The 13,725-nt window shown below is 63.2% G+C and carries 13 protein-coding genes and 1 tRNA gene; all 14 read right to left on the bottom strand.

Going from position 1 to position 13,725, the window contains the following annotated elements:
• Positions 1-9: 9 nt before the first annotated feature.
• A complete protein-coding gene (tssE, locus tag NAO55_RS11605; protein ID WP_003303358.1) occupies positions 10-417 on the bottom strand; it encodes a type VI secretion system baseplate subunit TssE in 408 nt (135 codons plus the stop codon).
• A gap of 4 nt (positions 418-421) precedes the next feature.
• On the bottom strand, positions 422-1,900 hold the full coding sequence (gene tssC, locus NAO55_RS11610; RefSeq protein ID WP_102839009.1) for a type VI secretion system contractile sheath large subunit: 1,479 nt from the start codon (positions 1,898-1,900) through the stop codon (positions 422-424).
• A gap of 26 nt (positions 1,901-1,926) precedes the next feature.
• On the bottom strand, positions 1,927-2,433 hold the full coding sequence (gene tssB, locus NAO55_RS11615; RefSeq protein ID WP_003303355.1) for a type VI secretion system contractile sheath small subunit: 507 nt from the start codon (positions 2,431-2,433) through the stop codon (positions 1,927-1,929).
• Between the two features lie 17 nt (positions 2,434-2,450).
• On the bottom strand, positions 2,451-4,013 hold the full coding sequence (gene tssA, locus NAO55_RS11620) for a type VI secretion system protein TssA (RefSeq protein ID WP_102839008.1): 1,563 nt from the start codon (positions 4,011-4,013) through the stop codon (positions 2,451-2,453).
• A 380-nt stretch (positions 4,014-4,393) separates the two neighbouring features.
• Positions 4,394-5,296: a D-hexose-6-phosphate mutarotase gene (locus NAO55_RS11625; RefSeq protein WP_102839007.1), complete on the bottom strand. Its 903-nt coding sequence runs from the start codon at positions 5,294-5,296 to the stop codon at positions 4,394-4,396.
• A 114-nt stretch (positions 5,297-5,410) separates the two neighbouring features.
• Positions 5,411-6,100: an ABC transporter permease gene (locus tag NAO55_RS11630; protein ID WP_102839006.1), complete on the bottom strand. Its 690-nt coding sequence runs from the start codon at positions 6,098-6,100 to the stop codon at positions 5,411-5,413.
• Positions 6,097-6,792 (bottom strand): ABC transporter permease, encoded by a 696-nt coding sequence (locus tag NAO55_RS11635; RefSeq protein ID WP_063540140.1) that lies wholly within the window; start codon positions 6,790-6,792, stop codon positions 6,097-6,099. The genes NAO55_RS11630 and NAO55_RS11635 overlap by 4 nt, the downstream gene beginning before the upstream one ends.
• A 63-nt stretch (positions 6,793-6,855) precedes the next feature.
• Entirely contained in the window at positions 6,856-7,611 is a 756-nt protein-coding gene (locus tag NAO55_RS11640; RefSeq protein WP_102839005.1) for an ABC transporter substrate-binding protein, read from the bottom strand.
• Between the two features lie 14 nt (positions 7,612-7,625).
• A complete protein-coding gene (locus NAO55_RS11645) occupies positions 7,626-8,399 on the bottom strand; it encodes an ABC transporter ATP-binding protein (protein ID WP_102839004.1) in 774 nt (257 codons plus the stop codon).
• A 289-nt stretch (positions 8,400-8,688) separates the two neighbouring features.
• Positions 8,689-10,746, bottom strand: a complete 2,058-nt coding sequence (locus NAO55_RS11650; RefSeq protein ID WP_102839003.1) for a BCCT family transporter — start codon at positions 10,744-10,746, stop codon at positions 8,689-8,691.
• Between the two features lie 153 nt (positions 10,747-10,899).
• A complete protein-coding gene (locus tag NAO55_RS11655) occupies positions 10,900-11,664 on the bottom strand; it encodes a substrate-binding periplasmic protein (RefSeq protein WP_102839002.1) in 765 nt (254 codons plus the stop codon).
• Between the two features lie 149 nt (positions 11,665-11,813).
• Positions 11,814-12,293 (bottom strand): thermonuclease family protein, encoded by a 480-nt coding sequence (locus tag NAO55_RS11660; RefSeq protein WP_102839662.1) that lies wholly within the window; start codon positions 12,291-12,293, stop codon positions 11,814-11,816.
• Between the two features lie 158 nt (positions 12,294-12,451).
• The gene (locus tag NAO55_RS11665) at positions 12,452-13,231 is read right to left on the bottom strand and encodes a substrate-binding periplasmic protein (protein ID WP_180981606.1); all 780 of its coding nucleotides are present in this window, start codon (positions 13,229-13,231) and stop codon (positions 12,452-12,454) included.
• 373 nt (positions 13,232-13,604) lie between these two features.
• A tRNA-Phe gene (locus tag NAO55_RS11670) sits at positions 13,605-13,680 on the bottom strand.
• Positions 13,681-13,725 lie beyond the last annotated feature (45 nt).

Raw genomic sequence — 13,725 nt, forward strand, 5'->3', positions numbered from 1 at the left:
GTTGTCTCCTTACTGGACCTTGACCTGTCCGCTGCCATCCAGGCTGGCGGAAAAGCTGACCTGGCGCTTGAGGCCATCCACTTCCAGCAGGCCTTCGATGGTGAAGGCGAGGGTCAGCGGGTCGTGGGTTCGCGGCAGCGACAGCACGCGCACCTGGGTCAACCTGGGTTCGTACGCTTCGATGAAGCGCTCGATGGCGATACGCGCCTGCTGCAGCGAGTCGTGCAGCGACAGGCGCATATCGTTGAGATCGGGCAACCCGTAGTCGGGCAGCGTCTGCACGCTGCCCGCTCGGGTGCTGAGCATCTTGGCCAGATGGGCAGCCACCGAGGCCATCGCCGCGACTTCGCGGCTCCAGCCGGAACGTCGCGCGGCGTCACCGCCGAGGCGCTCGAAGAGGCTGCCGTATCCGTTCAAGTGCTTATTCCTTGTCCAGCTTGCCGACCAGCGACAGGGTGAAATCCGCGCCCATGTACTTGAAGTGCGGACGCACGCTGAGGCTGACGCGGTACCAGCCCGGCTCGCCCTCGACGTCGCTGACATTGACCTGGGCGGCGCGCAGCGGGCGACGGCTGCGGACTTCGGCGCTGGGGTTCTCCTGGTCGGCGACGAACTGGCGGATCCACTTGTTCAGTTCCAGCTCGAGGTCGGTGCGCTCCTTCCATGCACCGATCTGCTCGCGCTGCAGCACCTTCAGGTAGTGCGCCAGGCGGTTGACGATGAACAGGTAGGGCAGCTGGGTGCCGAGCTTGTAGTTCAGCTCGGCGGTCTTGCCTTCCTCGCTGTTGCCGAAGAACTTGGGCTTCTGCGCCGAGTTGGCGGAGAAGAACGCGGCGTTGTCGCTGCCCTTGCGCATGGTCAGGGCGATAAAGCCTTCCTCGGCCAGCTCGTACTCGCGACGGTCGGAAACCAGCACCTCGGTCGGGATCTTGGTTTCGATCTCGCCCATGCTCTCGAAGTGGTGCAGCGGCAGATCCTCGACCGCGCCACCGCTCTGCGGGCCGATGATGTTCGGACACCAGCGGAACTTGGCGAAGCTGTCGGTCAGGCGGCTGGCGAAGGCGTAGGCGGTGTTGCCCCACAGGTAGTGCTCGTGGCTGCCGGCGACGTTTTCCTTGTAGACGAAGCTCTTCACCGGGTTGTCTTCCGGATCGTAGGGGTTGCGCAGCAGGAAGCGCGGAACGGTCAGGCCGACGTAGCGGGCATCTTCCTGCTCGCGGAAGCTCTGCCACTTGGTGAACTGCGGGCCCTCGAAGTGATCCTTGAGATCCTTCAGGTCCGGCAGGCCGGTGAAGCTCTCCAGGCCGAAGAATTTCGGGCCGGCAGCGGCGATGAAGGGCGCGTGAGACATGCTCGCGACGCTGGCGACGTACTGCATGGTCTTCACGTCGGGCGCGCTGGGGTCGAAGAAGTAGTTGGCGATCAGTGCGCCGACCGGCTGGCCGCCGAACTGGCCGTATTCGGCGGTGTAGATGTGCTTGTACAGGCCGGACTGGACGATCTCCGGGCTGTCCTCGAAGTCATCCAGCAGATCCTGCTTGGAGGCGTTGAGCAGTTCGAGCTTGATGTTCTCGCGGAAGTTGGTGCGATCCACCAGCAGCTTCAGGCCGCGCCAGGAGGACTCCAGGGCCTGGAACTGCGGGTGGTGAAGGATTTCGTCCATCTGCTGGCTGAGCTTGGCGTCGATCTCCGCGATCATGCGGTCGACCATGGCCTTCTTCACCGGCTCGTTTTCGTTATGCGGCTTGAGCAGTTCTTCGATGAAGGCCGAGACGCCGCGCTTGGCGATGTCGTAGGCCTCGTCATCCGGGGTCAGGCGGGTTTCGGCGATGATGCGGTCGAGGATGCCGCCTTCGGCGAGGTGGTTGCCGTGCTCGACGGCGGCTGCGCTAGTGGTCATGTAGATGTGCTTCCTTGTCGGTGATATCAGGCGTCCAGCTTCTCTTTGGCCGCCAGGCCCAGTTCGCCGAGTACGCGGTCACGCGAATCGTCGTCGGCGAGTACGCTTTCGATGGCCTTGCGGAAGGCCGGCGCGTTGCCCAGCGGGCCCTTCAGGGCGACCAGGGCGTCGCGCAGTTCCATCAGTTTCTTCAGCTCCGGGACCTGCTCGACCAGATTGGCCGGGTTGAAGTCCTTCATCGAATTGATGCGCAGCTGCACGGCCAGTTCGTCATCGGTCTGCTCGTCCTGCAGACGGTTCGGCACGCCGAAGGTCAGGCTCAGCTCCTGCTTGGCCAGGACCTCGTCGAAGCTGTTCTTGTCGATGGCGATGGGCTTGCGGTCTTCGATCTTGCGGTCGTCGGCGCGCTGGGTGAAATCGCCCAGCACCATCAGCTTGAGGGGCAGCTCGACCTCTTCCTGAGCATTGCCGGTGGCCGGCTTGAACGTGACGTTGATGCGTTCCTTGGGTGCAACCGAGCCTTCTTTGGCCATGGTGTTCTCCTTTGCGGTTAGTCCAGCACCACTTCGAGATCGAGGTGGCACAGCCTGCGGTAAATCTCATCCTTGCTTTCACGCACGGCGTGGTTCTGCGGCAGCAGCTCGCAACAGCTGTGCAGCAGGCGCAGTACCTCGAGGGCGAGATCGGGCTCCCAGCTGCCCAGGCCACTGGCCTCGAGCTGCTGGTCGAGTGCTTCGAGCTGGGTTTTGGCCAGCTCGTATTTCTTGGCCTGGTAGCACAGGCGGGCGAGGCTCAGCTGCCAGAAGAAGCGCTCGCGGCCGCCGCGGGCGCGAGCCAGGCCCTGCTTGAGCTGTTGCACGGCAGGCTTGAGGCCTTCTTTGCGCAACAGCGGAACGGCCTCTTGCAGCGCGAGCTCCCAGCTCGGTTGTGCGGTGCCGGTGACAGGCGGTTCTTCCTGTCTGGCGGCCGTGGCCGGCTGTACATGGGGCATGACCTGGCCGCTGATCCAGGCGCGGGTTTCGGCGTCGGCGAACGGGGTGCCGTCGTGAAAGCACAGCTCTTCCAGACGCGGTACGCGTTGCAGGAAAAGCGCGAGCTGGATCTCCACTTCGCGCATGGCCTGCGCGGCGTCCAGCTCCTGCAGGCACTCCCAGGCCAGGCGCTGACCGTCCAGCCAGAACGGGGCACGCGCGGTGCTGTTCTCCAGGTCCACCAGCAGGTCGGCGTACAGGCCCTGGGCGAAACGCTCGCGGTAGTTGGCCAGCTTGTCGGCAGGTATCCCACGCAGGGCGGTGACCTGCTCGCCGTTGTGCTCCGGCAGGCTGTCGATGCTCAGCCACAGGAGCGTGCGTGACAGGCGCAGCGGCCGCAGATCGCTGGTTCGTTGCTTCAGCCACCAGGCGGTCAATGGGCGCGCCTGCTCCTGCAGGTTGCGCAGGGCCTTGAGCGCTTCCTTGTCGTTCTCGATCGGTGAGCCGGGGGCGAAGACCTGGCTGGCGACCTGCTTCACCTGGGCGATGGCTGCGCCGACTGTCCCGGGCTGCGGTTGCCCCGAGCTGGCGCGTTTGACCATGCCGTCGAGTTGGCGGCAAAGCGGCAACAGCAGCGGTGCGTCTTCGCCGAGATGACCGGATAGGCACTGCTCCAGCGCATGCAGTTGCTCGGCCAGGCTGCGGAACAGCGGCAGCTGTTCGCCGACCGGGACGTCTTCGGAAAAGGTCTGTTCCAGGCGCGGCAGCAGCCAGTTGATCGCGGCGGCGCGGGTGCGTGGTTTGCGTGGGTGCAGTTCGGCCCAGTGATTGCTGCACAGGTACTGCAGCAGATTCAGCCCGGCCTGTAGTCCAGCGAAAGACTCGCGCTGGAACAGGCTCCAGGTCAGCCAGGCGGCGGCGCGCAGGTCCTTGGACAGCGAGGCGAGCAGCATCTCGCTGCCCTCGCGGACCTTCTGCCAGTCGATACCGGTGGTTTGGTGCAGTGCTCCGGCCTTGGCCAGTTCAGCCTCGAGCAATTCGAATTCGCTGCTGTAGCGAATATCGTCGCCAGCGAAATTGCTGTCATTGACCGGCTTTCTGGCAAGTTCCAGATAATGCTTGCTGAGTGCGCTGGCGTGCATTGGGTCTTCCGTGACGCTCAAGTTCGATCCGTGAACTTTGAAACTGCCGAATATTTAAGAGCGGCATGTTTCCGAGAAAGGAGGTGTGCAACTTTTTGCGCACTTTCCCTGCGCAACAAATTGCACAGGGCCTTATGGGGTGGGCATCCTAGACGGGGGGTATGCCTCATTCAAGGCGAGAAGTGTGATCTCTGTTGCAGTGGGAAATATTAGCCGGCGGCCGACGGAACTAATTCAAAACTGTCGGGAAATTTGCTTCTGCGATCTATTTGAACTTGTGCGAAATAGTCCAGTTGCATGTAAGTCATCACTTACATGCAACTATCTACTCGATCACAGAAAGATGATTGGCGCTGTTATAGCCGATCGTATTCGGCAATTCAGAGCGCGGGGATTGCGGTGACTGACACGCCCAACAGGTGCTGCTGGCCGGGCTGCAATACCACCACGTCGTCCAGCACGTTGGCCGTCTCGATGCAGGCCATGCGCTGCCAGGCGTCGTCGGCGAAGCTGGACAGGCGCTTGGCCTTGTCGATCCAGGGGTTCCACAGCACCGCTGATCGCGAGCCACGGGTGGTCAGCTGGATGCTGCGTTTCCATGCCGGGTCGACGAGTCTCAGCGTTGTCGGGAGCTGCAAGTAGATGCGGTCGGTTTCGCCGTTGAACGCCAGGTCGCCGTTCTGCTGCTGGCGCTGCTGCCAATCCAGCAGCGTATCGATGTAGGGGCAGCCGGCCAGGCCTTCCACACGCACCTGACGGATGTCGCTGACGGCGAAATAGCTGTGCAGGGCCTGGCTGATGGTGACTGCCTCCGTGCCGACGTTGCGGCTGCTGAGCCTGAGCTCCAGCTCGTCGGCCAGGCGGATCTGCAGCGCCAGTTCGACCCGGTGCGGCCAGCCCGGCAATTGGCCGAGCGCCTGCGGGCAATGGAATTCGAGAACTGCCGTATCGCCTTCGCTGCGCTGTTCGCGCAGTTGCCAGGGCAGGGCGCGCACCAGGCCGTGGAACGGGGCGGGTTGCTCGCCGTGGTAGCTTGCCTGGACCCCTTGCGGGTTGCGCGCCAGGTCGCCGAACCATGGCCAGCACACGGGTACGCCACCGCGAACCGACTGCCCTTGCTGATAGGCGGCCTCCTCGCTGAGCCAGATGATCGGCGGCGCATCGCCCTGGCGATAGCTGAGGATCTGCGCGCCCTGTTCGGCGATCAGCAGTTCGTCCTCACCGCGGCGGACTCGCCAGCAGGCGAGCTGGTCCATTTCGATGCGTTGAATATCGACAGGCATGGGCAATCTCGTGATGGGCTCGGGTTTGCGTCTGACCGCGGAGCGGAGGCGGGATTCAGCCAAAGTGGCCAGGCAGAGCATGCCTCCTCGCTGAGCCGAGGAGGCAGCCAGGGCTTAGCGGCCCTGGCAGGCGTCGACCCGTAGCCAGCGTTCCAGCAGCTTGAAGCCCTGCATCAGGATGAAGGCGATCAGCAGGTAGATAAGGCCGGCGGTGAGGAACATTTCCTCGTGCAGGTAGGTGCGTGCGGCGATCTTGCGTGCCATTCCGGTCAGTTCCAGCAGGGTGATGGTGCTGGCCAGGGCGCTGGCCTTGAGCATCAGGATCACTTCGTTGCTGTAGGCCGGCAGGCCGATGCGTGTCGCACGCGGCAGGATGATGTGCAGCAGCGCCTGCGCGCGTGACATGCCCAGCGCGCGGGCGGCTTCGACTTCACCGTGAGGCACGTTCTGGATCGCGCCGCGGATGATCTCGGCGATATAGGCGGCGGTGTGCAGGGTCATGGTGATGATGGCGCACCAGTACGGGTCACGCAGATACGGCCAGAGCGCACTCTGGCGCACCACCTCGAACTGCGCCATGCCGTAGTAGACCAGGAACAGTTGCACCAGCAGTGGTGTGCCACGGAAGAAGAAGATGTAGCCATAAGGCAGCGCGCGCACCGCTAGATGTCGGGAGGAGCGGGCGATGCCCAGCGGTACGGCGAAGATCAGCCCGGCGACGACCGAAACGCCGACCAGCTGAAGGGTCAGCCAGGCGCCCTCGATGAAGCTCGGCAGCCACTTGATGAAGATTTCCCAGGTCATGCTGCGCTCCGCACGAAGCCGCGGCCGGCACGTTTTTCGAGGAAGTGCATACCGATCATGGCGACGATGGTCAGGCACAGGTAGATGAAGGCGGCCACGAGGAAGAAGGTGAAAGGCTCCTTGCTGGCGGTCACCGCGATCTGCGAGCGGCGCATGATTTCCTCCAGGCCGATCACCGAAACCAGCGCGGTGTCCTTCATCAGGATCATGAACAGGTTGCCCAGACCCGGCAGGGCCAGGCGCCACATCTGCGGCAGGATCAGCCGCAGGAAGATGCGCCGCTTGCCCAGGCCCAGGGCCAGGCCAGCCTCGCGGTGACCCTTGGGAATGGCCAGCAGCGCGCCGCGGAAGACCTCGGTCGCATAGGCGCCAAAGCACAGGCCGAGGGCGATGGTGCCGGCGGCGAACGGACTGAGCGCCAGGTTCTCGATGCCGAACAACTCGCCGATACCGCGAATCAGGCTGATGGTGCCGAAGTAGATCAGCAGCACCCAGAGCAGTTCAGGGACACCGCGCACGATGGTCGAGTAGGTGCCGCCGAGCCAGCGCAGCGCGCTGTAGGGCGAGGTCTTGGCGAGCGCGCCGAGCAGACCGAGCACCAGCCCCAGCGCCAGGGAGGCGAGGGCCAGTTGGATGGTCATCCAGGTGCCGGCAATGAGCGCCGGACCGAATCCGTGAAGGTCAGGAATCATAGAAGCTCAAACACCAAAGCCCGGTCGGCCAGTTTCAGGCGACCGGGCTTCGGCTCGGTTGGATCAGTAAATGCTGAACGGGAAATACTTGTCGTTGATCTGCTTGTAGGTGCCGTCAGCGATGATCTCGGCCAGCGCCTTGTTCAGCTTCTCACGCAGCTCGTCGTTGCCCTTGCGCACGGCGATGGCGATCTTGTCGTCATCGAACACCGGCTCGCCCTTGAACTCGAAGTCCTTGCCGGCATCGCTCTTGAGCCATTCCCACTGCACGAAGGTGTCGGCCAGGATGCCGTCGACGCGGCCGGAGGCCAGGTCCAGGTAGGCGTTCTCCTGAGTGTCATAGAGCTTGATATCGACTACGCCGTCCAGGTTGTCTTCCAGCCAGGTGCCAGCGATGGTTGCGCGCTGCGCGCCGATGACCTTGCCGTCCAGATAGTCCTTGTCGGTCTTGAACTCGACGCTCTTCGGCGCCACGAACTGCAGCTTGTTGGTGTAGTAGTGATCGGTGAAATCGACGGCGTTCTTGCGCTCTTCGGTCACCGACATCGAGGCGGCGAGGAAATCGAACTTGCCGGCATTCAGGGCCGGGATGATGCCGTCCCAGTCGGAGGTGACCACTTCGCATTCGGTTTTCATCTTGGCGCAGAGGGCGTGGGCGATGTCGAGGTCGAAGCCGACCACCTTGCCGCTGGCATCGATCAGGTTGAAGGGCGGGTAGGCGCCTTCGGTACCAATCCGTAGTTTTTCCGCGGCGAATGCCTGGGTGCCGATGATCAGCGAGGCAGCAGCGGTCAGCAGGATCTTTTTATAGCTCTTCATGCGGTGTTGCTCCATTAGCGATGGCTGGACATGAATTGTTTACAGCGCGCCGATTGAGGGTTGTCAAATACCTGCTCGGGCGTCCCCTGCTCCTCGACCAGGCCCTGGTGGAGGAACACCACTTCGCTGGAAACCTGCTTGGCGAAATTCATTTCGTGGGTGACGAGCAGCATAGTCCGGCCTTCCTCGGCGAGCGACCGGATCACTGCAAGCACTTCTTGTACCATTTCCGGATCGAGCGCCGAGGTGGGTTCGTCGAACAGGATTACCTTGGGCTGCATCGCCAGCGTGCGAGCGATCGCCGCGCGCTGCTGCTGACCGCCGGAAAGCTGGTTGGGGTAGACGTGGCGTTTGTCGGCGATGCCGACCTTGGCCAGCAGCGCCTCGGCCACCTCGGTGGCTTCGGCCTTGCTCTGGCCGAGCACGCGGCGCGGTGCCTCGATGATGTTGTCGAGGATGGTCATGTGCGGCCAGAGGTTGAAGTTCTGGAACACGAAGCCCAGCTCGCTGCGAACCCGGTTGAGCTGCTTGCCGTCAGCGGCAATCAGATCACCCTGCTTGTCGCGCTTGAGCTTGAGCTGCTCGCCGGCCACCAGGATTTCACCCTCATTGGGGTTTTCCAAGAGGTTGATGCAGCGCAGGAAGGTTGACTTGCCGGAGCCTGAAGAGCCGAGGATGGAAATCACATCGCCATCGCGGGCGGTCAGCGAAATGCCTTTGAGAACTTCCAGATCGCCGTAGCGCTTGTGCAGGTTGCGGATTTCCAGTGCAGGGATGGCCTCGGCCATGAGGGGTCCTCTTACAGACCGGCGAAGGCCGCCATGGTCTAGATATCTGATGGTGCGCTCCGCGCGAGCTGCTCGCCGTCCTGGCGAGGCGCAAACCTAGCATGCGATGCGGCATGCGCCAAGCGCGATGCGGCGTTGAGCGTTGTGACCGATCGGTCATGTTTCGCTGGCCACCGATGCGCCCCTATCTATATAGATGAAATCGGCGCTGCACGCGCAGGCGCACTCCGACGCCTTGCGCGAACGGCAGGCTCGGCCCGCTTCCGTGCGGCCCGAGGCGGCCTCGCTCTCAACTCGCTTCCGGCTTGGGTGCGTCCTGATCGTCGGAGAGCATTTCGTCGTGTTCGGCCATCTTCCACGGCAAGCTCCCCGGCGAGATGTGCAGGAAATGCAGGTACTTCTCGAACTGATCGAGTATGTCGCTGATGATGTCCGCCTGGTCGTATCCGTAGACGTCGTAGTGCTGGCCGCCGCGGCGCAGGAACACTTCGGCGCGGTAATACTGCTCGTCCGCCTCCGGCCCCTCGGTCAGGGCGAACGCCGGCATGGCGTAACCGACCGCACGGATCTCGTAGATGAAGTCCACCTGGTCATCCTTGATGACCTCCAGGTAGAGCCGCGAATGGGCTTCATCGGTGTGCACTTCGGCTGCCCAGTCCTGGCCACTGAGTTCCCGCTGCACCCGGCGCATGGCCTTGAGCACCGTGGTGTTCATGAAGCCGTCGACCTCCTCCCGGTTGGGAAAGCTGACCAAACCGGCCAGGCGCTTCTTCCACAGCCCAGGGCCGGCGTTGCTCGCCAGTCGACTGCTCTGCATATGGCTTTGCAGACTGGTTTCGTGGTGGCCTTCGATCACCAGTGCGCGCCACATGCCCAGCGCGGCGATCATCATGATGATCGCGAAGGGCAGCGCGCTGGCGATGGTCATGGTCTGCAGCGCACTGAGGCCGCCGGCCAGCAGCAGGGTGGATGCGACTACGCCCTCGATGCTGGCCCAGAACACCCGTTGCCATACCGGCGTGTGTAGCGCGCCGCCTGCGGCCAGCGAGTCGATGACAAGGGAGCCGGAATCCGACGAGGTGACGAAGAAGGTGATGATAAGCACAACCGCCAGGAACGAGGCGATGGACGTCATCGGCAGCAGTTCGAACAGTTTGAACAGCGCGATGGCGTTGTCCGCCTGCACATCGCCGATCAGCGAGGTGTAGCCCTCGACCATGATCATGTGCAGTGCGGTATCACCGAACACCGAGAACCAGAGAAAGGTGAAGATGGTCGGCACGAACATCACGCCGAAGACGAACTGGCGGATGGTCCGACCACGGCTGATCTTGGCGATGAACAGCCCGACGAACGGCGACCAGGCGATGGTCCAACCGAAGATGAACAGGGTCCAGTTGCCGATCCAGTCGCTGCGGCTGTAGGCCTGCAGGTTGAAGGTGCGCTCGATGATGTTGTTCAGGTAGCTGCCGGTGTTCTGCAGGAAGGTTTCGAGAATGAAGATGCTCGGGCCGGCCAGAAACACGAAGAGCATCAGACCGATCGCCAGGATCATGTTCAGCAGCGACAGGTTCTTCACACCCTTGTCCAGCCCGGCAACCACCGAACAGATCGCCATTGCGGTAATGATCGCGATGGCGATGATCTGCACGTTGATGCTGATCGGTATCGACGGCCAGAGGTAGTTGATGCCCGCGTTGATCTGGGTAACGGACAGGCCCAGGGTGGTGGCGATACCGAACAGCGTGCCGAGAATCGCGAAGACATCCACCACATGGCCGATCGGCCCGTGGATGCGCTCGCCGATGATCGGGTACAGCGCCGAGCGCATCGACAGCGGCAGGCCGTGGCGGAACGAGAAGTACGCCAGTACCAGACCGGTCAGGCCGTAGATGGCCCAGATATGAAAGCCCCAGTGGAAGAAGGCGATCTGCATGGCCTGCTTGGCCGCGTCGACCGTCTCCGCGGCTCCGGCGGGCGGCGAGGCGTAGTGCAGTACGGGTTCGGCCACGCCGAAGAACAACAGGGCGATGCCGTAGCCGGCGGAGAAGAGCATCGCGAACCAGGCCGGGAAGCTGTACTGCGGCTCGGCGTGATCCGGACCCAGCTTGATGTTGCCCCAGGGTGTCATGGCGATGCCGACGATGAACACCAGGAAAAAGGCCACCGAGAGCATGTAGAACCAGCCGAAATTGGCAGTGATGAAGGCCAGCGTCGAGCTGAACACCTCACCGGCCAGGTCCGGATTGCTGATCGTACCGATCACCAGCAGGAGCGTGACGACCACGGCTGGGATGAACACGGGGAAGAGAATGATGGCCTTGGGCAATTTCCTGGCGGCATCCATGGGCGGTCAGCCTCCGTTATGAGCGGGTGATGAGCGGGATGTATGCGGCGAGACTTCGGATTTGCCCGAACGCTGCCTTCTGGTAGACGGCTCGAAGCGCCGAATGATTCAGCAAAATGTGAGGAAGGATTCTGCTCCGGTGTAGCGAAGCGTCTAGAAAGCCGGCTCCAGCCCGTGATGGCGCAGAATCGTGGCGATGCTCCCCTCGTCGATCAGCACCTCCAGCGCATCGTTGAAGCGGGCAAACTCGGCTTCGCTGACCGCCGCTCGAGACAGCCCGATAGCGTAGGAGACGGCCTGCAGCTCGCCGGCTTCGTGGATGTCGAGCAGCCTTTCCTGGTCGATCAGGTGCCAGGCGACGTCCTGATTGACCACTGCGACGCCCTGTTCGCCGAACCTGCCGGCTTCCAGCATGCGCAGCAGCCGCCGATTGTCGGCCTTCAGGATCAGTGTCACGTCGCTGACCTCGGCCAGGTGCTGGCCGAGCACGAACGAGGTACCTGACGGCCCGTAGACGGCGACGCTGCGCCCGGCCAGGTCCTGCGGGCGGTGGAAAACGAAGCGGCTGCTCGAGCGGGCATAGACGCCATAGCGTGAGGTGACCAGCATGCGGGTGAGGTGAAAGGCGCGCTCGCGCTCCGGCGAGCGAATCACGGTGAATATACCGTCCACCTCGCCCATTTCGGCCAGCGCCAGTGCACGGCGCCACGGCAGCAGCTGCACCGGGCAGTCGACTCCCATCCGCGCACAGACGGCTTCGACGATCTCGACGAAAGGCCCGGCCGCACGGTCTGCGGTCGCTGTGGCTGATGCATAGGTGAACGGCGGAAAATCCTCGGTAACGAAGCGCAGCTCATCGGCCTGGCAATTGCCCATGAGTGTCAGGCCGGCGACTATCGCAATCCATCGAGTGGGCATGCTGCAAGCTCCAGGCGATCGGCAGAGCGGCAATACGCTCCACGCCCTTGCAGGCTAGCTTGTCGCCGTCCTCGGCGCGACCCCGAATCAGGGCAGTCAGCTCAGGTCTGGCGCCCGGCTAGTGACGTCGACCGATGAGCGTGCCCCAGCTAGCGGCTCTTGCGCATCTGCTCGCGCCATTCCCATGGTGGTTGCTGTTCGGTCTTGTGCAACGACCACAGGCCACGCCGGAACTCTCGGGCGACAGCCTCCAGGTCGAGCAGCCTGCGGTCGTCCAGGCGAGCGCGATACGCCCAGGCGGCGCCCGCCCTGACCATTTCCGAATTGACGTCGATATTGCCAACGCCGACTCGCGCCAGGGTCCGCCCAAGGCCATCGCGGCCCTTGACCTCGAGCGTCACGTTCTTGCCGAAGATATGGTCGGAGAGCGCTTGCCGGGCCTGGCTGCCGTAGGGTTGCTTGAGTTCCGGGGCATCGATCTCCGCCAGCCGAACCCGGAGCCGTTCGCCCACGTTGGTCCGGCAGCTGAACGTGTTGCCGTCGGCGATGCCGATCACCCGGCAATCGAACGACTCGGCAGAGGCAGGCATGGCAGTGGCGAGCAGGGCGGCAAGCAGGTAGCGCAGCATGAGGGCGTCCATGCGGTTCGGGCGGGCGAGGGTAACAGGCTGGTCGCTGCGCTAATCGGCGCCAGGTCTCAGATGATCCGTCTGCGTTGTCGAAATGGCGGCCGGTCACGCATGGCGAGAAATGCGCCGAGCCGCCGCTTGCCGGGCGTGCGCAACGCTCAGAAGGCGGCTTCGAGTTGGTGCCGGTGCAGGATCCTCGGCACCGTGCCATCGGCTATCGCCGCGTCCAGCGCTTGCTCGAACGCCTCGAACTGTGCCTCGCTCACCGTCTTGCGCGAGAGGCCGATGCCATAGCGGATCGGACCCATCTCGCCGGCCTCACGCACTCCGGCGAGGCGCTCTTGTTCGATCAGGTGCCAGGCGACATCCTGATTGAGCACTGCCAGGCCGTCCACGCCGAAGCGTCCGGACTGCAGCATGCGTAAGAGTCGTCGGTTGTCGGTAGTCAGGTGTAGGCGTACGTCTGGCACCGACTTGAGGCGCTCGGACAGCACATAGGAGGTGCCGGACGGACCATAGACGCCAACCAGTCGTCCTGCCATATCGCTTGGCTGGTTGAAGACGAAGCTGCTCTCGGTCTGGGCGAAAACACTGTAGCGAGAAGTGACCAGCATCCGGCTGATGTGGAACATCTGCTCGCGTTGCGGTGAAGGTGTGAGCGTGAATATTCCGTCCACCTGCCCGTGCTCGGCCAGGCGGAATGCGCGCTGCCAGGGGTACAGGGTGATCGTGCAGTGGTGCTGCAGGCGTGCGCAGATCGTATGTACCACCTCCACGAACGGGCCGGCTGCGCCAACACCTGTGGTTTCGCTGGCCGGGGCGTCAGCCGGGTAGGTGAACGGCGGGAAGTCCTCGGTCACGAAACGCCACTGCGCCGCGCCGGCCGGGCCGGCGTTCGACAATAGCAATATCAGCAGAATCGAGAGAATCCTGTGCACCGTCCGGCTCCTTGCGCTGTGCAGCATCCCTTGGCAGTTCGACGCGGCCAGGCAACATCCCGCTCAGGCCCGCCCGGTTAACACCAGCCTAGCGCAGCATGAAGTCGGAGCAATGAAGGGAATGAAGGACTGCTGGCCCTGCGCAGCTTGCCTGCGGCTATGTCCTCGTGCTGCGGCGTAGGTGCCGTTCGGTATCGGAGCTTCAGTCAGCGGGTGGCTTGGGGGAGATCACAGGATGCAGCCGATGCTGGGCGGGTGCTTCCGTGTGATCCCGTCAAGGCCGTTCCGGCGAGCGTCGCGCGCCGCCGGCAAAAATCACAGGCAATAAAAAACCCCAAGGAAATTAATTTCGCTTGGGGTTTCTCAGTATTAGTGGTGCCCAGGGACGGAATCGAACCGCCGACACGGGGATTTTCAATCCCCTGCTCTACCGACTGAGCTACCTGGGCAACGGGGCGCTATTAGACGGATTTGGCATTTGCCTGTCAAGCACG

The organism is Stutzerimonas frequens (assembly GCF_024448335.1).
Taxonomy (GTDB): domain Bacteria; phylum Pseudomonadota; class Gammaproteobacteria; order Pseudomonadales; family Pseudomonadaceae; genus Stutzerimonas; species Stutzerimonas frequens.

Bases quoted from the DNA above. Each gene is read 5' to 3' on its own strand.
- tssC (WP_102839009.1), bottom strand. From the start codon at position 1,900: ATGACCACTAGCGCAGCCGCCGTCGAGCACGGCAACCACCTCGCCGAA.
- tssB (WP_003303355.1), bottom strand. From the start codon at position 2,433: ATGGCCAAAGAAGGCTCGGTTGCACCCAAGGAACGCATCAACGTCACG.
- tssA (WP_102839008.1), bottom strand. From the start codon at position 4,013: ATGCACGCCAGCGCACTCAGCAAGCATTATCTGGAACTTGCCAGAAAG.
- NAO55_RS11625 (WP_102839007.1), bottom strand. From the start codon at position 5,296: ATGCCTGTCGATATTCAACGCATCGAAATGGACCAGCTCGCCTGCTGG.
- NAO55_RS11630 (WP_102839006.1), bottom strand. From the start codon at position 6,100: ATGACCTGGGAAATCTTCATCAAGTGGCTGCCGAGCTTCATCGAGGGC.
- NAO55_RS11635 (WP_063540140.1), bottom strand. From the start codon at position 6,792: ATGATTCCTGACCTTCACGGATTCGGTCCGGCGCTCATTGCCGGCACC.
- NAO55_RS11640 (WP_102839005.1), bottom strand. From the start codon at position 7,611: ATGAAGAGCTATAAAAAGATCCTGCTGACCGCTGCTGCCTCGCTGATC.
- NAO55_RS11645 (WP_102839004.1), bottom strand. From the start codon at position 8,399: ATGGCCGAGGCCATCCCTGCACTGGAAATCCGCAACCTGCACAAGCGC.
- NAO55_RS11650 (WP_102839003.1), bottom strand. From the start codon at position 10,746: ATGGATGCCGCCAGGAAATTGCCCAAGGCCATCATTCTCTTCCCCGTG.
- NAO55_RS11655 (WP_102839002.1), bottom strand. From the start codon at position 11,664: ATGCCCACTCGATGGATTGCGATAGTCGCCGGCCTGACACTCATGGGC.
- NAO55_RS11660 (WP_102839662.1), bottom strand. From the start codon at position 12,293: ATGCTGCGCTACCTGCTTGCCGCCCTGCTCGCCACTGCCATGCCTGCC.